Raw genomic sequence first — 19,731 nt, 5'->3', positions numbered from 1 at the left:
CACGGCACGGCTCATGTAACTCTCGCCGACAGATGAGGGTCCCCATGAACGATATGCTGACGACGACGCCTGACTTTTCGACCGATGCGGCAGCGGCGCTGCTGAAGGAGCATTACGGCCTCGAAGGCTTGCTCTCGCTGCTTGCCAGCGAACGCGACCAGAACTTCAAGGTCGAGACAAAGGGTGGCGACACCTACATCCTCAAGATCATCAACGGTGCCGAACCCGCAGTCGAAAGCGATTTCCAGACGGCATTGCTCGGCCACGTCGGAGCCCATGCCGTCGATCTGCCGGTGCCGCATATCCGCCCGACGCTCAAAGGCGCGAGCCTTGCTTCGACCACGAGTGCGCGCGGCGTCACCCACAGCCTGCGCCTCGTCAGCTGGGTCGAGGGCCTGCCGCTTGCCGAGACGGGGCGCAGCGACGCAGCACTTCAGTCGCTCGGGCAGATGCTCGGCCGCTTCGACGCATCGCTTAAAGGCTTCATGCATCCGGGGGCGCTGCGCGATCTCGACTGGGACATCCGTCACGCCGGCCGCTCGGCCGACCGGCTGCACCACGTCGCCTCCGCTGAAGACCGCGCTTTGCTCGAGCGGTTCCTCACCCGCTTCGAAAAATCCGTCGCGCCGCGGCTCGCGACCCTTCGCGCCGCCGTCATTCACAACGACGCCAACGACTGGAACGTGCTGGTCGCCAAGGCCGACCACGACCAGATCTCCGGCCTGATCGATTTCGGTGATGCACTGCACGCGCCCGTCATTGCCGAAGTGGCGATCGCCGCCGCCTATGCCGGGCTCGATCATCCCGATCCGATCGGCGCCGCCGCTGCAATCGTCCGCGGCTTCCATCAGGAATATCCGCTGGCGGAAGAAGAGGTCGACCTTCTGTTCGATCTCATCGCCATGCGCCTCGTCACTTCAGTCACCATCTCGGCCTCGCGCCGGGCTCACACCGACGACAACCCCTATCTCGCGATCAGCGAGCGGCCGGCCTGGACGCTGCTGCGCAAGCTCGACCGGATGAACCCGCGTTTCGCCACCGCCATCCTGCGCAAGGCCTGCGGCTTCGAAGCAAGCCCCGGCGCCAGCCGCGTCACCACCTGGATCAACGCCAACCGCAAGACGTTGAAGCCCTTGCTCGCGCGCCCGGCTGCGACCTACCCGGCGGCGCTCGTGCCCTATGGCGACCCCTTACATCCGATGACCGTGAAATCGGCCGGTGAACAGCCGGGCGAAGCCCAGGCGATCTGGGAAGTCTATTGCCGCGAGCATGGCGTTGAACTCGGCATCGGTCCCTTCGGCGAGGAGCGCACCGTCTATGCCGGCGAGATGTTCGTCTCGCGCTTCATCGACCACACCCGCCGCACCCGCCATCTCGGCCTCGACCTGTTCATGGCCGCCGGCACCAAACTCTATACCCCCCTTGCCGCCACCGTCGTCAGCGTCGAGATCGAAGAAGATCCGCTGGGCTATGGCTGCCTGATCGCGCTTCGCCACGAGCCCGACGGCTGCCCGCCCTTCGTCACACTCTGGGGTCACCTGGCACATGAAGCGGTGGGACGGATCAGGGCCGGCGACCAGCTTGAGGCCGGGGCGCTCGTCGGCGAAATGGGGGCTCCAAAGGAAAACGGCGGCTGGGCGCCGCATCTGCATCTGCAGCTTTCGACCGACACCAGCCTGACCGCGACCGAGATCCTCGGCGTCGGCGAGCCGCAGTTTCTCGACGTCTGGGCCGAGTTGTTCCCCGATGCCCGCACCTTTGCCGGCATCGCCGAAGAATTCTACGAGAAAAAGGGCCGCTCGCACGAGGAGATCGTCAGACGGCGCAAGGAACTGCTCCTGCCGAACCTCTCGATCTCCTACGACAAGCCGATCAAGTTCGTGCGCGGCGAAGGCGTCTGGCTGATCGACGACAGCGGCCGCGCCTATCTCGACTGCTTCAACAATGTCTGCCACATCGGCCACGCCCACCCGGCGGTGGTCGAGGCGATGGCGAAGCAGGCGGCAATCCTCAACACCAACACCCGGTATCTGCACGACAACATCGTCGCCTATGCCGAGCGGCTCACGGCGACGCTACCGAAAGAATTGACCGTTGCCGGCTTCGTTAACAGCGGTTCGGAGGCGAACAGCCTGGCGCTCAGGCTGATGCGCGCCCATACCGGCCGCGAGAATGCGATCACGCTCGACTGGTCCTATCACGGCACCACGCAGGAGCTGATCGACATCAGCCCCTACAAATTCCGCCGCAGGGGCGGCAAGGGACCGAAGTCGCATGTGCATGTGGCGACCATTCCCGACAGCTACCATGCGCCGGCGGACTGGCCGGCTGAGGAACACGGCAAGCGCTTTGCCGAAAGCGTCGCCGAACTCATCGCCGCGATGAAGGCCAAGGGCGAAGGCCCCGGCTTCTTCATCGCGGAATCGATCCCGAGCGTCGCCGGCCAGGTGTTCCTGCCTGAAGGTTATCTAAAGGAAGTCTATCGGCTCGTGCGCGAGGCGGGCGGCGTCTGCATCGCCGACGAGGTGCAGGTCGGTTTCGGCCGCGTCGGCAGCCATTGGTGGGCCTTCGAAACGCAAGGGGTCGTGCCCGATATCGTCACCATGGGCAAGCCGATCGGTGACGGCCATCCGCTGGCAGCTGTCGTCACGACCCGCGAGGTCACCGACAGCTTCAACAACGGCATGGAGTATTTCAACACCTTCGGCGGCAACCCGGTCTCCTGTGCCGTCGGCCTTGCGGTGCTCGACGTGATCGAGGGACAGGATCTGCGCGGCAACGCCCTTTCGATCGGCAACTATCTGATCGACGCCTTCCGAGCAATGCAGGCCCGTTACGAAGTGATCGGCGACGTGCGCGGCATGGGCCTCTTCCTCGGCATCGAGCTTGTGACCGACCGCAAGACCAAGGCGCCGGCGACCGAGTTTGCCCGGGCCGTTTCCAACGGCGCGCGCCGCCGGGGCGTGCTGATGGGCACCGAAGGTCCGCATGACAACATCCTGAAAATGCGCCCACCGATGATCTTCTCGAAACGCGATGCCGATCATTTGATCGCCGTGCTCGAAGAGACTTTCGCAGACGTATCGAAAACGCTCGGCTGAGGCCGGGCGCAATACCGCCGAAACCAGAGCCAATCGGCCGGGATGCGACGCGCATCCCGGCGGCGAAGACGCATGCCCTAAAACATGAAAAAGAGGAGAACAGGACAATGAAACTTGGAGTTCTAGCACTGGCGAGCGCGGCGTTCCTTGCCGGCACCGCCGCCAACGCCGGCATGCTCGACGTCATCAAGGAACGCGGCGAGCTTCGCTGCGGCGTCAGCCAAGGCGTGCTCGGCTTTTCCGCCCCCAACGACAAGGGCGAATGGACCGGCTTCGACATCGATTTCTGCCGCGCAGTCGCAGCCGCAGCGCTTGGCAATCCCGACAAGGTGAAATACGTGCCGCTCTCGACCAAGGAGCGCTTCACCGCCCTGCAGTCGGGCGAGGCCGATCTCCTCTCGCGCCAAACCACCTGGACCCTGTCGCGTGACACCGATCTCGGCATGAGCTTCGTCGGCGTCAACTACTATGACGGCCAGGCCTTCATGGTGCGCAACGATCTCGGCGTGAAGAGCGTCAAGGAACTCTCGGGCGCCTCCGTCTGCACCGAGACCGGCACGACGACCGAGCAGAACATGGCCGACTATTTCGGCGCCAACAACATCCAGTACCAGGTGGTCGCCTTCGAAAAGGCCGACCAGACGATCCAAGCGTTCAACACCGCACGCTGCGACGTCTATTCGACCGATGCCTCGGCGCTCTACGCCCAGCGCCTGACGCTCAACGATCCGGATCGTTTCGTCGTGCTGCCAGAAGTGATCTCCAAGGAGCCGCTCGGCCCGGCCGTCCGCCAGGGCGACGATCAGTGGTTCAAGATCGTGCGCTGGACACTGTTTGCGCTGACCGAGGCCGAAGAACTCGGCATCACCAAGGACAATGCCGCCAAGCTGCTCGAAAGCGGCACGACCGCGCAGAAGCGCTTCCTTGGCATCGAGAACGAAGCCGGTAAGTCGCTCGGGCTCGATCCGAAGTGGGCCTACCAGGCGGTTTCGGCGGTCGGCAATTACGGCGAGGTCTTCGAACGCCACCTCGGCAAGGACAGCCCGCTGAAGATCGACCGCGGCCTCAACAAGCTCTGGAGCAACGGCGGCCTGATGTACGCTCCGCCGGCACGCTGATCCGCTCGCCCAGTTCCGGCAAAGTCTCCAGTCCGGAATTGTTCGACAAAGGAAAAGCGCCAACGAGACGCCGCGGCCCTCCCCGCGGCGTTTTCGTTTTGAGAAGGTGCCAGCCAGCCTACCAGCCTTCCTCCAGCACCCGCGCCAGCATGTCAGCGAAAAAGTCGGCGCTCTCGCGGCTGAGGCAGAGCGGCGGCTTGATCTTCAGCACGTTCAGGTGATCGCCCGTCGGCTGCATGATGACACCGAGATCGAGCAGGCGGTCGCAAATCGCCGCCGTCTCCTCCGTCGCCGGCAACAAGCTCTCCCGGTCGCGCACGAATTCGACACCGAGATAGAGCCCCATGCCGTGCACCGCGCCGATCAGCGGAAAGCGTTGCCCCAGCGCTTCGAGCCGCGCCTTCAGATAACCGCCGACGACACGCGCATTCTCCGGCAATCGTTCTTCGGTCAGGATATCGAGCACGGTCTGGCCGACGACCGAGCTGACGGGACTGCCGCCGGCGGATGAGAAGAAATACCCTTCCTTCTCCAGCGCGTCGGCAATCTCGCGCCGCGTGATGACGGCGCCGAGCGGGTGGCCGTTGCCCATACCCTTGGCGACGGTGATGATGTCAGGCACGACACCCTGCTCTTCGAAGCCCCAGAAATAGTCGCCGAGACGGCCATAACCGACCTGCACCTCGTCGGCGATGCAGACACCGCCACGCGACCGCACCATGGCATAGACGGCGTCGAGATAGCCCTTCGGCAAGGGGATGCCGCCGGCATTGCCATAGACTGGTTCGCAAATGAAGCCGGCAAGCTTCTCGTCCGCGGCGTCCAGTTCGGTAAGCTTCTTGACGACGGAGCGGACATAGCTGTCCGCCGTATCGGCGCCACGGAACTCGCCGCGATAGGTGTTGGGCGCCGGCACCGGATGCACCCAGCCAGGGCGGGTCTCCAGCGCCTGCGGATTGTCGGCGATCGAGGTGGAGATCGCGTCACTGGCGACGGTCCAGCCATGATAGGCTTCGAGCAGGGTCACGATATTACGCGCACCGGAATAGGCCCAGGCGAGCCTGAGCGCCAGGTCGTTCGCCTCCGAGCCGCTATTGACCAGGAACACCGTGTCGAGCCCGTCAGGCGCAAGCGCCGCCAGCCGCGTCGAGAACTCGGCGACGGAGGCATAGTGGAAGCGCGAATTGGTGTTGAGCAGCGACCATTGCCGCCCGACGGCGGACGCCAGTCGGGGGTGCCCGTGGCCGAGGATGGTCACGTTGTTGACCATGTCGAGATAGCTGCGGCCCTCGACATCGAAGAGATATTCCTTCCAGCCGCGCTCGATCTGCGGCGGGTGCTTGTAGTAGTTCTTCTGCGGCTTGGCGAAGTGCTGCTGTCGTCGGCTTAGCAACGCTTCGCTGTGCAGTTCCGGCGCATCGCATTCGAAGCCGAGGACGCCGGCCGGTGACGGGCACAGATGCTTCCAGGCCTCTGCCTGATGCGGCATGGCAAAGAGCGGCGGAACGAGGCCATGCTCGCGGCAAAGCTGGACGCGGATCAGGCCATAGGACTGCTGTTCGCCGGAGACGACGCCCAGCACCGCGCCGGCGGCGGCCGTCTCCTCAAGATCGCCGCTGACTTCCACCCCTTCAAGGAAAAGACTCCCCTCGGCTCCCTCCAGAACCAGCAGCCCGTCCTGCCGGATGACGCGCCCCGCAAACGGGGCAACGATCTCGCGGCCCGCTTCCAGGCAGATGTCGACATGCAGCGCCAGCGTCGCGTCGGGCTTCGGCGAACGCAGTTGCGTCTCGGTCATCCGGTACTCGCCGTAGCGCGTGGTCGCGACACCGATCGCGTGCGCCGCGTGCTGCAACAGCGAAATCGGCAGCCCCTGGTGCTGCCAGCGCTCCTCCGGCAACAGCGGGCTCAGGATCGACAGGTCGATCTGGCGCACGTCGGTCGGCCCGAGCCCCTGGATCAGGCTCTCCCCGGTCACCGGCTGCGATGCCGGCGCAAGCCCCGCCGCCGCCAGGATGGCGTGCTCCATCAGCGCCGAAGGGACCGAAGTCGCCACGTCGAAGATCTCCCGCTCATGCGCGGCATTGCCCTCGACGTAAGTGTTGTCAGGTTCGCGCGAAAGCTGGTGCTCTGAGCTTGCGACCAGCACGGCGGCGCGGGCGACGATCAGCGGCCAGAGCGCCTTCAGCTCCACCTCGGTCAGCGGGCACGCGGCGTGAAACGCCTTGACCGCCGGCAGGATGAACCAGGGGTCGCCGTCAGCATGATGCAGCAAAGAGGCGCAGGTCACGGCAAGCTCGGCGACCAGCCACCCCTTGAGGATATCGCCGAAATCGATGACTCCGTCAGGGATCGGCCGGCCGGATGCATCGGGCTGGCTCACCACATTGTCGTCTGTGACATCATGATGGATCGCCTGGATGCGCAGTTCCGCCGTGATGGGCTGCAGACGCCGCATGGCTCCGACCATGATCTCGGCGATCCGCTTCTTGCGCTGCTGGTCCGGCATGTCGGCGAGAAGATGAAGCACGACGGGACCGGCGCGGCGCAGGTCCCATTGCAGTTCCCGTTCAAGCCCGGGATGTTCGAAGTCCTGCAGCGCCGCGGCCAGCCGCCCGGCCAGCGCGCCGAGCGCGGAAACGGCTTCACGCGAGAGATGCTTGCGCCGGGTCAGCGGCTCGCCATCGAGAAAATTCAGCAGGCGAATCCGGTAGTCCTGGTCGCGGACGGCAACGCTCTCGATCGCCTCGCCCCTGAGCGAGGGCACCACTTCCGCAACACGCGCCAAAGTCAGACGCTCGGAAAGATGCCGCAAGGCCGCATTCTGGGCCTCCAGTTCGAGCGCCCCATATTCCGCGCGGCAGATCTTCAGCACATAGCGTCGCTCGCCGGTATCGATGCGATAGTTGCGGTCCTGCTGGCTGCCGAGTTCGCTGATCGTGCCTGAGAGACCGTAGTGCTCCGCCAGCAATGCCTGCGCCTCCTCGGCACTGACATCGGGCCTGGGCAACTCGGTGCGAAGCTTCAGCGCGTCCTCAACCATGGTCTCGTCATCCTCCCACTCGGCGGTCGATCCTCCGAATCGACCGGAATATTGTCGAGATTAGAGCGGGATGAGGAAAAGATGTGCGGTTTTCTGCGGAAGCCCCAATCCCGATCTACTGCGACATGCCCTCAAGGCGATAGCGCGTGCCGGGATAAAGCAGGCGCGCCGTCGTCACATTGGCTGTCTCCGACCAGGTACGGCGTCGGATCATCAGGCAGGGCTCGTTGCGGTCGATGCCGAGCAGCTTGCATTCCCAGGCCTGCGGCGACACCGCCTCGACGATCTGCTCCGTGCGCGTGATTGGCGCGACCGCAGTCAGATAGGCGTTCGGCGTCATCGTCTGGAAATCCTGCTCCATATAACGTGGGCAGATCGCCGGATTGACGAAACGATCTTCGATCTGGATCGGCAGCCCGTTTTCCGAATGCACCATGATCGAATGGAAGACGCGCGCACCGGTCACGAGCCCGAGCGCATAGCCAATGTCCGACGGCGCGACCTCTTCCTGCATCAGCGTCATGCGCGAGGTGTGCGCGTGGCCGCGCTCGCGGATTTCGTCGGCGATATTGCGCACTTCAAGCAGCGCGGTACTGCCCTTGTGAGCCGCAACGAACGACCCTACGCCCTGAACACGGGTGATCGCGCCCTCGCTTGCCAACTCTCGAAGCGCCCGGTTGGCGGTCATGCGGCTGACGCGGAGATCGGCGACGATCTCGTTTTCCGAGGGAATGCGATGGTGAGCCGGCCACTCGCCGCTCTCGATGCGGCTGCGGATGAACTGCTTGACCGCTTCGTAGCGCGGCACCGGTCCGTCTTCGAATGCGGTCATTTCGTTCCTTCTTCCAAGCGCTGTCATCAACTCAAACCCCGCCTTTCCAGGATGCCGAACAAATCATGCGTATTCGACAATGATTCTTTTCGTTCATTTCGCGCTTGCGCGCCACCGTAAAATATCTATAGTTCCATATACAACTACGTACAGGAAAATCGCACCATGGCAACTTTTCCCGTCAACCGGCTCTTCGCCGACCATGCGCTTCTGCCGACAGGCTGGGCGCAGAATGTCGCCATTGCGCTTGACGCATCAGGCGGGATCGTCTCCATCGAGATCGATCAGTCGATCGCCGATGGCGACGAACGCGTCGCTGGTCCGCTGGTTCCCGCCGTCGCCAACCTGCATTCCCACGCCTTCCAGCGCGCCATGGCGGGCCTCGCCGAGGTCGCCGGCAGCGGCGACGACAGCTTCTGGACCTGGCGGGAAGAAATGTACCGTACCGTCGGGCTGGTGAACCCTGATGATGTCGAGGCGATCGCCGCCAAGCTCTACATGGAGATGCTGAAGGGCGGTTTCGGCCACGTCGCCGAGTTCCACTACCTGCACCATCAGGCTGATGGCACGCCCTATGCCGACGCAGCAGAAATGTCGCTGCGTATTCTCTCTGCCGCCCGCACGACCGGCATCGGCCTCACCCATCTGCCGGTTTTCTACGCGCATGCCAATTTCGGCGGCGTTGCGCCGAATGCCGGGCAGCGGCCCTTCCTGCATGATCCGGATCGTTTCCTTTCGCTTCTGCAGCGCCTCGAGCCGCTCTGCCGCGAGGCCGGTAACACGCTCGGCTATGCCATTCATTCGCTGCGTGCGGCGACGCCCGAGGAGATGCGCACGATCCTCGATGCAGCGCCTGTAAGTGGTCCGATCCATATCCATGTCGCCGAACAGACCAAGGAAGTCGACGACAGCCTCGCCTGGAGTGGCCGTCGTCCGGTTCAGTGGCTGCTTGACGAAATGCCCGTCGACGAGCGCTGGTGCGCAATCCACGCCACGCATCTGACCGACGACGAACGGCAGCGTCTGGCGCGCTCCGGTGCGGTCGCCGGTCTCTGCCCGGCGACCGAGGCCAATCTCGGCGACGGCATCTTCCCGGCGGTCGACTTCATGGCCGAAGGCGGCATCTTCGGCGTCGGCACCGATAGCCATGTGGCGACCAGCGTCGCCGAGGAACTGCGCCTGCTCGAATACGGCCAGCGGCTGCGCGACCGCCGCCGCAACCGGCTGGCCTCCGGCCCCGGCGCCTCGATCGGCCGGACCATCTTCGACGCTGCCCACAAGGGCGGCGCCCAGGCGGCCGGCCAGAAGACGGCGGGCATCGCCGTTGGCGCACGCGCCGATTTCGTCGTGCTCGACGGCGACAATCCCTACATCGCTGCCGCCAGCGACAACCAGATCCTCGACCGCTGGCTCTTTGCGCTCGGCGGCGAGAGCGTCCGCGACGTCATGGTCGCGGGCGAGTGGAAGATCCGGAACGGACGCCACGACCGGGAGGACGATATCGACCGCGCCTTCGCGCGGGTGCTGATGAAACTGAAATAGTAACAGAAGCCAAAATCAAAACAGGGAACAGCTTAATGTCGATCAGCAAATTGAAACTCACCCTTGCCGCCACCGGCCTCGTGCTCGCGGCTTCCACCGGCAGCGCCAGCGCCTCCTATTGCGGCGACGGCAAGACCGTCATGTTCGCCGGCATCGACTGGGAAAGCGGCGCCTTCATCACCGAAGTGATGAAGACCATTCTTGCCAAGGGCTACGACTGCCAGGTGGATTCGATCCCCGGCAACTCGGTGACGCTCGAGCAGGCGACCGCCAATAACGACGTGCAGATCTTTGCCGAGGAATGGCTCGGCCGCTCCGACATCTGGAACAAGGCCGTGGAAGAAAAGAAGGTCGTTGCCGTCGGCAAGACCTTCGTCGGCGCCAGCGAAGGCTGGTTCGTGCCGGAATACGTGATCAAGGGCGATGCCTCCCGCAATCTCGAAGCCAAGGCTCCGGACCTGAAGAATGTGTCGCAGCTCTCCGACCCCAAGATCGTCGAGCTCTTCGCCGATCCGGAAGAGCCGACCAAGGGCCGCTTCCTGAACTGCCCGTCGGGCTGGACCTGCGAGGGCGTGAGCTCCGCCAAGCTTGAAGCCTACAAGCTCGGCGAGACCTATGTGAACTTCCGTCCGGGCACCGGCACCGCGCTCGATTCCGCCATCACGTCCGCCTATCTCCAGGGCGAGCCGATCCTCTTCTACTACTGGTCGCCGACCGCGATCATGGGCAAGTTCAAGCTCGTCCAGCTCGAAGAGCCGGCCTATAGCGAAGCCTGCTGGAAGGAGCTTTCGAGCGCCAACGGCAAGCGCGATGAAGGCTGCGCCTTCCCGTCGGTCGACGTCTCCTACGGCGTCAACAGCACCTTCGCTCAGGAAGCGCCGGAGATCGTCGCGATCCTCGAAAAGGCGACCTTCCCGCTCGAAGCCGTCAACGGCAGCCTCGCCTACATGGCCGACAACAAGGTCGACGCGACGGCAGCCGCCGCCGAATTCCTGAAGACCAAGGCCGACGTCTGGGGCAAGTGGGTTTCGGACGAAGCCCGCGGCAAGATCGAAGCCAGCCTGAAGTAATCGCGACCCATCGCCGGCTCGGGCTCGTCGCTGCATCCAATGCGCGCGTGAGCCTGAGCTGGCGGTTGGCCACAATACCCGAGGCAAGCGCCGTCGGCGGCTCACCGTGTCCGCTGGCAGCCCGAGCAAGGAACGCGTCCGATGTTTCCGGATTCTCTCAATCTCTCCATTCGCGGACCCGTGAATGATTTCATCCAGGCGCTGGTCAGCGGCTATGGCTGGGTCTTCAAGGCGATCAGCGCCGTCATTCTGAAAGCCGTTCTGTTCATTGAATGGATCCTGCGCGGCCTGCCCTGGTGGGTCGTCATCCTCATTTTCATGGCGCTCGCCTGGCAGAGCTCCAAGCGCTGGGGCCTGACGGTCGTCGTCGGCGTCCTTCTGTTCTTCGTCGGTGTGCTCGGCCTCTGGGACCTGACGATGCAGACGCTGGCGCTGATGCTGATGGCGACGATCGTCTCGGTCGTCATCGGCATACCCATGGGCATTCTCGTCGCCAAGAGCCGGGTGGTGCGCAACATCACCCTGCCGGTGCTCGACGTCATGCAGACGATGCCGAGCTTCGTCTACCTGATCCCGGCGCTGATGCTCTTCGGCCTCGGCAAGGTTCCGGCGATCCTCGCCACCATCATCTACGCCGTGCCACCGCTCATTCGCCTTACCGATCTCGGCATCCGCCAGGTCGACCATGAGGTGGTGGAAGCGGCAACCGCCTTTGGCGGCAGTCCCAACCAGATCCTCTTTGGCGTCGAGCTGCCGCTCGCCACGCCGACGATCATGGCTGGCCTCAACCAGACGATCATGATGGCGCTGTCGATGGTGGTCGTCGCCTCGATGATCGGCGCCCGCGGCCTCGGCGAGCAGGTGCTGAACGGCATTCAGACGCTCGACGTCGGCAAGGGCCTGGAAGCCGGCATCGGCATCGTCATTCTCGCGATCGTACTCGACCGCATCACACAAGGCTTCGGCAAGAGCCAGACGGAGGATCCCCGCAATGGCTGATATCGAGATCCGCAACGTCTACAAGATCTTCGGACAGGACTCCAAGGCCGCGCTCGCCATGGCCAAGGAAGGGCTCAACAAGTCCGAAATCCTCGCCCGCTCCGGCTGCAGCGTCGGCCTCAACAATGTCAGCCTGACGATCGGCGCCGGCAAGATCTTCGTGATCATGGGGCTTTCCGGCTCCGGTAAGTCGACGCTGGTGCGCCACATCAACCGGCTGATCGAGCCGACCAGCGGCGAAGTGGCGTTCGACGGTAGCAACATCTTGGACCTCGACACCAAGGCGCTGCGCACCTTCCGCATGCACCGCGTCAGCATGGTGTTCCAGAGTTTTGCGCTGATGCCGCACCGCACGGTGTTGCAGAACGTCGTCTACGGTCAGCGCGTGCGCGGCCTGCCCAAGGCCGAGGCCCGCGATATCGGCATGAAGTGGATCGAGACGGTCGGGCTTGCCGGCTACGACGCCAAGTTCCCACACCAGCTTTCGGGCGGCATGAAACAGCGCGTTGGTCTTGCCCGGGCGCTTGCCGCCGATACCGACGTGATCCTGATGGACGAGGCCTTCTCGGCCCTCGACCCGCTGATCCGCGCCGACATGCAGGACCAACTGCTGCAACTGCAGCAGAACCTGTCGAAGACAATCGTCTTCATCACCCACGATCTCGACGAGGCGCTGCGCATCGGTTCGGAAATCGCCATCCTCAAGGACGGACAGGTGGTGCAGGTCGGCACGCCGGACGATATCTTGGAGCGGCCGGCCAACGACTATGTCGCCCGGTTCGTGCAACGCCGACAGGGACGACCGGAAGCCCATGAGTGAGAGCATAATCCTCGACGCGCCTTTGACCTGGCAGGAAATCGCGGCGGTCGCCAATGGCGCACCGCTCGCGCTTTCCGATGCCGCGCGGCGACGCATCGTCAATGCGCGCCGCATTGTCGACGCGCTGGTCGAGCGCGGCATCCGCGGCTACGGCATCAACACCGGCGTCGGCGCGCTCTGCGATGTCATCATCGACCGCGAAAACCAGCAGGCGCTCTCGCGCAACATCATCCTCAGCCACGCCTGCGGCGTCGGCGAACCGCTCGGCCGACCCGAAGCGCGTGCCGTCATGGCCGCACAGATCGCAAATTTCGCCCACGGCTATTCCGGCGTGCGCGTCGAAACTGTCGAGGCGCTTTTGGGTCTGCTCAACGCCAACCTTATCCCCGACATCCCCTCGCGCGGCTCGGTCGGTTATCTCACCCATGCAGCCGCAATCGGCCTCGTGCTGATCGGCCACGGAACCGTCGACGACGGCAAGGGCAAGATCGGCGGCGCCGAGGCCCTTGCCCGCATCGGTCTCAAGCCGCTCAAGCTCGAAGCCAAGGAGGGTCTGAGCCTCGTCAACGGCACGCCGTGCGCCACCGGTCTCGCGGCGCTGGCGCTTTCCCGCGCCGCACGCCTGTTTGACTGGGCGGATGCGGCTGCCGCCATGACCTACGAAAACCTCGGCAGCCAGGCCAACGCCTTTGCCGCCGTGCCGCTTGCGCTTCGCCGCTCCAAGGGTCTCGAAGCAGTCGGCGCGTCGCTGCGCACCTATCTTGCCGATAGCCCGATGCTTGCGGAAACCGCAGGCACCCGGACGCAGGACCCCTTGAGCCTTCGCGCCGTGCCGCATGTGCATGGCGCTGCCCGCGATGTGTTGAAGCAGGTTGCCGAAGTCGTCGACCGGGAGCTTGCAAGCCTCACCGACAACCCGGCTGTCTCAGGCACGCCTGATGCGCCGGAAGTGCATTCGCAGGCCCATGCGGTTGGTGCTGCCCTCGGCCTTGCCATGGACAGCCTGGCGGTCGCGGTCGCCGAAGTCGCCGCCATCTCCGAGCGCCGCATCGACCGGCTCGTCAATCCGCTGGTGAGCGGCCTCCCGGCCTTCCTCGCCGGCGACAGCGGCGTCTCCTCGGGCTTCATGATCGCGCAGTATACGGCCGCCGCTCTTGCCGCCGAAAACCGACGCCTCGCCGCCCCCGCCAGCCTCGATGGCGGCATCACCTCGGCGCTGCAGGAAGACATCCTCACCCATGCGACGCCGGCCGCCTGGAAGGCGCTGTCGATTGCCGACAACCTTGAGACGATCCTCGCGATCGAACTGCTCGCCGCATCCCAGGCCTATGACCTCCAGCCGCGCGGTCGCGCCACCCGCACCGACGGGCTCTACCGCCGTATCCGCGCGGCGATCCCGACCTATGCCGACGACCGGCCACTGAATGGCGATTTCGCACGCATGCGCGCACTCATGGAAGAGAGCACGCCATGAAGATTCTGCGCGCAGAGAACTACAAGCGCATGCCGTGGAAGAACGGCGGCGGCGAGACGGTGGAGATCGCCATCTTCCCGGAAAACGCCTCGCTCGGCGATTTCGACTGGCGCGTGAGCATGGCGACCGTCGCCAGCGACGGCCCCTTCTCCAGCTTCCCCGGCATCGACCGCACGCTTTCGATCCTTCAGGGCAAAGGCATGCGGCTGACGATCGAAGGGCGCGAGCCCGCCTTGATGACCGGTGAGACGGCACCGCTCCCCTTCCCCGCCGACGTCGCGACCTCGGCAACGCTGGTGGACGGTCCGATCGTCGACCTCAACGTCATGACCCGGCGCGGCAAGCTTATGCATACGGTCCAGCGCCTGACGATCGGCCATCCGCAGACAGTGGACGGCACAGCGGACACGACCATCGTCCTTTGCCATGGCGGTGCTGTGCGCTTGGCAGCGGCAGAGGGACAAGCCGACCTCGCAACAGGCGACACGGCGATCCTCAAAGGCTCAGCCTCTGTCACGATCGAGCCTACGACCTCTGCCGTTGTTTTCCTGATCACCATCGACAGGCCGGCCGCCTGATCGGGCGCCCGCCTGCGCTGATCACCCCCGCAGCAAATGCAACAACGGATACGGACGTCCGGCATCGTCGACCGGCGAACGCCCGACCGTCTCGAAACCCAGGCACTGATAAAACCCCGCCCCGGAGGCATTCTGCTCGTTGACGTCTACCGTCAAGACCGGATGCAGCGTCATCGCATGCTCGACGAGCCGCCGGCCGACGCCACTGCTGCGCGCCTCCGCGTGAACGAAGAGCGAGTCGATCTGCGCCCCGCTCATGCCCATGAAGGCGAGCGCCTGATCGTTTTCGTCAGCCGCAATCCAGAACTCGGCTGCCGGCAGATACTGGTCGCGAACCATCCTCTCAATGGCAGCGAAGTCCTCCGGCGTCAGGAAGTCGTGCGTGGCGACCACGGCGCCGCGCCAGATCTCGAAGGTGCGCGGATAATCGTCAGGACGGGAGGGGCGAATGGAAATGGTCATGCAACAATCACTTTGAAAAACGAGGCGCCGATGGGATTGCCGCGCTCGGGCCCGGGCCAAAGCAGCGCACAGGACGCCAGATGGTGAAGATGTCCGGTCCCGAATCCGATCCGGCACGACGCGCGCACTCTAGTTGAGGGCGCCCCGATCGCAAGCCGTTCGGCCAGGTGCGCTTTTCAGGCAACGACGATTAAGTTTCCAGTAACCATATCTCATGTTCCCCGGGGAACAGCGCAGCTGACGCCACACGATAGTCTCTATGTCACGGTTTCTACCGACACACGTCAACAAACGCAGGGCTTGGAGGACACGGACATGATCAAAACCGCTTTCGGCGTCAACGTCACCGTACTGGTCTTCTCGATCACCGTGATCGCCATCATGCACTTCGCCCTGTCCCAATATCGGGCGGCCGAAATCGCCGATATCAACCTGCCTGACTACTCGACCATCACTTCGTCGATCCACTACTAAGGCCCTCGTTCCGGACGCGAAAGTCAGGCAGCGTGTCGAACTGGCTTTCCTCCGTCTGCACCTCCTTCGAGCAAAACGATCTGTAGGCGCTACCATTGATGATGGCGGCGCCTTTTTGCATCGATCAGCCGCCCCATGAACGGCCGGAGAGATTATGATAGGCAACGCCGATCGAGCGAATCGAGCGCTCGAAACAGACGTCTATCAATGTTCCCAAAGGGGCCGAGGCAAATATGGCAGATCCGCAAAACGAGCTGAAGCTCAGCACCTTCAAGCTGCACGAACAGGCGGTCCGCGCATCCGTCGGCGGGAAGCAGCTGGCATTGGACGCACTCGAACTCGGCGGCGAAATCCTCGTCGTCCTGACATGGCTGGGCAACTCCGAGAAGGGCCTGCGCAAGCCGGAATATGTCCTGCCCTTGAGCGCGATCATGCACCAGAAGCTGAGCAACGATTCGGACGCGAAGTACAAATGGGCTATCGGTGCACCGCTGCCGCAGTCGCTTTTCGACGGCAGCGCGTCGAGGCAATTCAGAAGGCAGTTCGGTGTCAGAAGCGGGCCGGCACTGACGTTGCCATTGAATCCAACGCGTCATTGAGGGCGGCGTTCCCTCCCTGACAGGGCTCCGTTACATACGAAAACCACGGTATATCGCACCACGTGGCGAATGCCGTGGCCTTGCTTCAACAAGGAGAATAGAAAAGGCGGCAAGCGGCGGCCGCGCCAATCTAGCCCGAAAACTCCGCCACAGGGGGTGCGTTTTCCGCGCTGGGATTACCTATGTCTCAGGTATGGACAATTGGAGAAATGGTAGCGGAGGAGGGATTCGAACCCCCGACACAAGGATTATGATTCCTCTGCTCTAACCTACTGAGCTACTCCGCCGGGTACCGCGTCAGGGCTTCGAAGGAGAAGCCGTCTTGACTGGACGGGCGGCTTATACGGCCCGCTTCCGGGCAGTGTCAAGCCAAGTCTCCGGGAAAATGTGAAGTTTTCACAACAGCCCGGAAATCAAGGGCTTCAGGCGGCCGCAGGCGCCGAAAGAAGCACCTTCAACGCCGCTTCGGCACTCGCTTCGCGCTCCGATTTGCGAATGAAACCGCCGCCATAGACGCGTGCATCCTCGCCGACGCCGGAATAGAGCGCGCAGGCCTGGCCGGGCGCGATGCCGGCTTCGCCTTCGGCGAGCTCCACATAGATGCCCTCCTCGTCCATCGCCAGCACGGCAGGCGCCGGCTGGCGGGTGGAGCGCACCTTGGCGAAACAGTCAAAGCCGCGCGCAGCCGCCACTTCGACGTCCTCGTCGCCCAGCCAGTTGACGTCGCGCAGATAGACGCGGCGGGTTTCGAGCGCCTCCTTGGGGCCGACGATGACGCGGCGCGAGCGCGCGTCGAGATAGACCACGTAAAGCGGCTCGCCGGTGGCGATGCCGATGCCGCGGCGCTGGCCGATGGTGAAGTGCAGGATACCTTCGTGCGTGCCGAGCACGCGGCCGTCGAGATGAACGATCTCGCCGGAAAGGGCTGCATTCGGCTTCAGCTTGGAGACGATGTCGCTGTATTTGCCCTGCGGCACGAAACAGATGTCCTGGCTGTCGGCCTTCTGGGCGACGACGAGGCCCATCTCCTCGGCGAACTTGCGCGTTTCGGCCTTGGAATAGCCGCCGAGCGGAAAGCGCAGATAGTCGATCTGTTCCTGGGTCGTGGCAAACAGGAAGTAGCTCTGGTCGCGCTCGGCATCGGTCGGCCGGTAAAGCGCCCGCTGGCCGGCATAGCGCGGGCTTGGGCTCGGGCGCGAGCGGATATAGTGGCCGGTCGCCAGCGCATCGGCGCCGAGCTCCTTGGCGGTCGCAAGCAGGTCGGCGAACTTGACCGTCTGGTTGCAGGCAACGCAGGGGATCGGCGTCTCGCCGGCGATATAGCTTTCGGCAAACGGATTGATCACCGTTTCACGGAAGCGCGCTTCGTAGTCGAGCACATAGTGCGGAATGCCGAGGGTTTCGCAGACGCGGCGGGCATCGTCGATGTCCTGGCCGGCGCAGCAAGAGCCGGCGCGGTGCACGGCAGCGCCGTGATCGTAAAGCTGCAGCGTGATGCCGAGAACGTCGTAGCCCTCGCGTTTGAGCAGGCCAGCAACGACGGAACTGTCGACGCCGCCGGACATGGCGACGACGACACGCGTATCTTCGGGCTTGCGGTCAAAATCGAGACTGTTCACGGGATCCAATCCGGCCTTCGGGCGGCAATCCATGCGCCGGCCCTGTTTCACGCTTCATGCGATGCTTGGCCGAGGAACTCTCGGCTCACGGTATGCTCGGCTTCTACAGCGACCCTTGCGCGTCTGATCNCGCGCAAGGGTCGCTGTAGCACTTTGTTGCTGCATGTTTTTGTCCTTTAATCGGCTACGATTAAAGGAAACATGCGGTAGGCGCCGCGCGTCCAATGAGACGCGCAAAGGTCGCCGCAGCACTTTCATTTCCGCGACATATAGAAACTTGTCCGTCCGGCGGCAAGGCCGGCCGCCATACCCGACAGCGCCGCGCGTCCATTGGGACGCGTCATGCCAGCTCAGATCAGCTTCAGCCGCATGGCGCGGGCGATCGCCTGCATGCGGTTGACGGCGTCGAGCTTGCGGGTCGCGCTCTTGAAGTAGCTGCTGACGGTGTAGGTCGAGATGCCCAAGATGATGGCGATCTCGTCGCTGCTTTTGCCCGCAGCCGCCCAGCGCAGGCATTCCACCTCGCGGCTCGAGAGCTTCTCGCGCGCCGAATTGCCGGTGTCGAAGGTACGCTCGAGGCATTCGAAAAGCTGGACCAGCGTCAGATAGAGTGTCGCGCATTCGACGCCGACCGGTGCCTCGCGGCGGCCGGACAGCATGGCGATGAAGGGATCACCATTGCTCGTGTGAAGGAGCACGGCGAAATGGCGGGCCATCTCCGGGTGAGCGAGCAGCCGGTGCACCATGGCCTCGTCCACCGGCTTTGCGGCGATATCGAGGAGCTCGGGTCCGCCGGTTACCGGCAGCTTCGTAAACCGCAGCCGCTCGACCAATGTGCTCGACTGGAAGCTTTCGCAGGCGTCGTATTGGCGGACGAGCTCCGACGGCCAGTTGCTGAGCACCAGCCGCTCGGAGAAGCGCTGCTGTTCGGCGAGCGGCATGCGCGCGATCATGAAATGGCCAAAACCATAGCGGGCGATCAGTCGCCGCATGAGATGCAGAAGTTCGTATTCGGTGCGGACGGCAGCCGTATCGACGTCCGAAAAAATATCCGCCGCTTCAGCCTCGCGCAGCAAGGCCGGTTCATTCGATTCCTTCATCTGCGATCACCACATCCCCAGGCGCCACCGCGCCCGGTCGAGAGAATACAAAAAACGCCTCAGATCACCTGAGGCATGAAGTTCACCCCGGCGAACAAATACAGCCGCCGCTCCCGGCCTGTCCGCGCAAGAAACGCGTCCGGTTGTGAAAACTATGACGATGCACCAAGAATGATTGCGGGAGCGCGCATACGACGCTCATCCTTATTTCGGCGCCTCGTTACCAAGAATTTTAGTTAAAGTGAAATGTGGTAATTGCATGGCTCCCATGACAATTCCGGGATAATCCAGGCTCTTCTCAAAGCAATTCACAAGCATAGGGCGCGCAGCCCCATGAATTGAGTGGGGCGGGCGGTCGAAATGGCGCCCCGCCGAAGTGTCTCAAATTATGAGTAAATTGTTACTTCCTGCTTAGGCAAATGTTAAATGTGGCAGGCTAAGGTCACGGTCATATGGTCTTGAGTTTGTGTAGAGAGTCCCATGACCGAAATGATGCGACCACGTGTAAAATATGTCATCGGCCCCGATGGCAGCCCTCTGACGATTGCGGATCTGCCGCCGGCGAATACCCGGCGCTGGGTGATACGCCGCAAGGCAGAGGTTGTTGCCGCCGTGCGCGGTGGCCTTTTGAGCCTTGAGGAGGCGTGCGAACGCTATACCCTCACGGTCGAAGAATTCCTGTCCTGGCAGTCCTCGATCAACGATCATGGTCTTGCCGGCCTGCGCACCACTCGCATCCAGCAGTATCGCCACTAGTTCGCCCATTACAGGGCCATAGGTCGAGCGGNCGGGTTCCCCGGAGCCGCCGCCGTCGTTTCAGCCTCGCGGTGAAAGGCGGATTGGTGCTGTTTCGGGAACAGTCTGTGTACCGGCGGCACGGGTTTGGTGGATTTCGATTTC

The 19,731-nt window shown here is 63.6% G+C and carries 16 protein-coding genes and 1 tRNA gene; 11 read left to right on the top strand and 6 right to left on the bottom strand.

The genetic code is table 11. The annotated features are described in order from the left end of the window. Window positions 1-44 precede the first annotated feature (44 nt). Both ACTJKM_RS03790 and ACTJKM_RS03785 read left to right on the top strand, forming a co-directional pair. Window positions 45-3,101 (top strand): aminotransferase class III-fold pyridoxal phosphate-dependent enzyme, encoded by a 3,057-nt coding sequence (locus ACTJKM_RS03790; protein WP_058325869.1) that lies wholly within the window; start codon window positions 45-47, stop codon window positions 3,099-3,101. A gap of 107 nt (window positions 3,102-3,208) precedes the next feature. Then, window positions 3,209-4,219: an amino acid ABC transporter substrate-binding protein gene (locus tag ACTJKM_RS03785; RefSeq protein WP_058321066.1), complete on the top strand. Its 1,011-nt coding sequence runs from the start codon at window positions 3,209-3,211 to the stop codon at window positions 4,217-4,219. 118 nt (window positions 4,220-4,337) lie between these two features. Here ACTJKM_RS03785 and ACTJKM_RS03780 read toward each other — a convergent pair whose 3' ends face one another. Together ACTJKM_RS03780 and hutC are read right to left on the bottom strand one after the other, a co-directional pair. Continuing rightward, window positions 4,338-7,262, bottom strand: a complete 2,925-nt coding sequence (locus tag ACTJKM_RS03780; protein WP_058325870.1) for an aminotransferase — start codon at window positions 7,260-7,262, stop codon at window positions 4,338-4,340. A gap of 115 nt (window positions 7,263-7,377) precedes the next feature. Beyond that, window positions 7,378-8,121, bottom strand: a complete 744-nt coding sequence (gene hutC, locus ACTJKM_RS03775) for a histidine utilization repressor (protein WP_058321064.1) — start codon at window positions 8,119-8,121, stop codon at window positions 7,378-7,380. 138 nt (window positions 8,122-8,259) lie between these two features. On the opposite strand from hutC, the gene hutF reads away from it, so the two are divergent. The 6 genes from hutF (at window position 8,260) to ACTJKM_RS03745 (ending at window position 14,577) form a co-directional block, all read left to right on the top strand. Beyond that, a complete protein-coding gene (gene hutF, locus ACTJKM_RS03770; RefSeq protein ID WP_058325871.1) occupies window positions 8,260-9,636 on the top strand; it encodes a formimidoylglutamate deiminase in 1,377 nt (458 codons plus the stop codon). Between the two features lie 35 nt (window positions 9,637-9,671). Next, window positions 9,672-10,706, top strand: a complete 1,035-nt coding sequence (locus tag ACTJKM_RS03765; protein WP_058325872.1) for an ABC transporter substrate-binding protein — start codon at window positions 9,672-9,674, stop codon at window positions 10,704-10,706. A gap of 141 nt (window positions 10,707-10,847) precedes the next feature. Further along, window positions 10,848-11,705, top strand: a complete 858-nt coding sequence (locus ACTJKM_RS03760; RefSeq protein WP_058321061.1) for an ABC transporter permease — start codon at window positions 10,848-10,850, stop codon at window positions 11,703-11,705. Beyond that, complete coding sequence (locus tag ACTJKM_RS03755) at window positions 11,698-12,525, top strand: quaternary amine ABC transporter ATP-binding protein (protein ID WP_058325873.1); 828 nt, start codon at window positions 11,698-11,700, stop codon at window positions 12,523-12,525. Before ACTJKM_RS03760 ends, ACTJKM_RS03755 begins: the two co-directional genes overlap by 8 nt. Further along, window positions 12,518-13,999 carry an HAL/PAL/TAL family ammonia-lyase gene (locus tag ACTJKM_RS03750; protein WP_058321059.1) on the top strand — a complete coding sequence of 494 codons (1,482 nt, stop codon included), beginning with the start codon at window positions 12,518-12,520 and terminating at the stop codon, window positions 13,997-13,999. The genes ACTJKM_RS03755 and ACTJKM_RS03750 overlap by 8 nt, the downstream gene beginning before the upstream one ends. Continuing rightward, on the top strand, window positions 13,996-14,577 hold the full coding sequence (locus ACTJKM_RS03745; protein ID WP_058321058.1) for a HutD/Ves family protein: 582 nt from the start codon (window positions 13,996-13,998) through the stop codon (window positions 14,575-14,577). Before ACTJKM_RS03750 ends, ACTJKM_RS03745 begins: the two co-directional genes overlap by 4 nt. Window positions 14,578-14,598: 21 nt before the next feature. Here ACTJKM_RS03745 and ACTJKM_RS03740 read toward each other — a convergent pair whose 3' ends face one another. Then, window positions 14,599-15,039, bottom strand: a complete 441-nt coding sequence (locus ACTJKM_RS03740; protein ID WP_058325874.1) for an acetyltransferase — start codon at window positions 15,037-15,039, stop codon at window positions 14,599-14,601. A 315-nt stretch (window positions 15,040-15,354) separates the two neighbouring features. Here ACTJKM_RS03740 and ACTJKM_RS03735 point away from each other — a divergent pair, with 315 nt between their 5' ends. Then, window positions 15,355-15,513 carry a hypothetical protein gene (locus ACTJKM_RS03735; protein ID WP_156414732.1) on the top strand — a complete coding sequence of 53 codons (159 nt, stop codon included), beginning with the start codon at window positions 15,355-15,357 and terminating at the stop codon, window positions 15,511-15,513. Window positions 15,514-15,746: 233 nt separating this feature from the next. Continuing rightward, a complete protein-coding gene (locus tag ACTJKM_RS03730) occupies window positions 15,747-16,112 on the top strand; it encodes a hypothetical protein (protein ID WP_058325875.1) in 366 nt (121 codons plus the stop codon). A gap of 210 nt (window positions 16,113-16,322) precedes the next feature. On the opposite strand, the gene ACTJKM_RS03725 is transcribed toward ACTJKM_RS03730, so the two are convergent. The 3 genes from ACTJKM_RS03725 to ACTJKM_RS03715 all read right to left on the bottom strand — a co-directional run bounded on the left by ACTJKM_RS03725 (window position 16,323) and on the right by ACTJKM_RS03715 (window position 18,831). After that, window positions 16,323-16,399, bottom strand: a tRNA-Met gene (locus tag ACTJKM_RS03725). 135 nt (window positions 16,400-16,534) lie between these two features. Continuing rightward, window positions 16,535-17,764, bottom strand: coding sequence for a tRNA 2-thiouridine(34) synthase MnmA (gene mnmA / locus ACTJKM_RS03720; RefSeq protein ID WP_058321056.1), 1,230 nt, complete (start codon window positions 17,762-17,764; stop codon window positions 16,535-16,537). Window positions 17,765-18,081: 317 nt separating this feature from the next. Beyond that, window positions 18,082-18,831, bottom strand: a complete 750-nt coding sequence (locus ACTJKM_RS03715) for a helix-turn-helix transcriptional regulator (protein ID WP_057254719.1) — start codon at window positions 18,829-18,831, stop codon at window positions 18,082-18,084. A 480-nt stretch (window positions 18,832-19,311) separates the two neighbouring features. Between ACTJKM_RS03715 and sciP the strand changes: the two genes are divergently transcribed. Beyond that, window positions 19,312-19,587 (top strand): CtrA inhibitor SciP, encoded by a 276-nt coding sequence (sciP, locus tag ACTJKM_RS03710; RefSeq protein ID WP_003527546.1) that lies wholly within the window; start codon window positions 19,312-19,314, stop codon window positions 19,585-19,587. Window positions 19,588-19,731: the final 144 nt, after the last annotated feature.

The sequence above is a fragment of the Ensifer sp. 22460 genome, assembly GCF_052044935.1.
Taxonomy (GTDB): domain Bacteria; phylum Pseudomonadota; class Alphaproteobacteria; order Rhizobiales; family Rhizobiaceae; genus Ensifer.
This window is presented reverse-complemented; position numbering and strand designations above follow the sequence as displayed.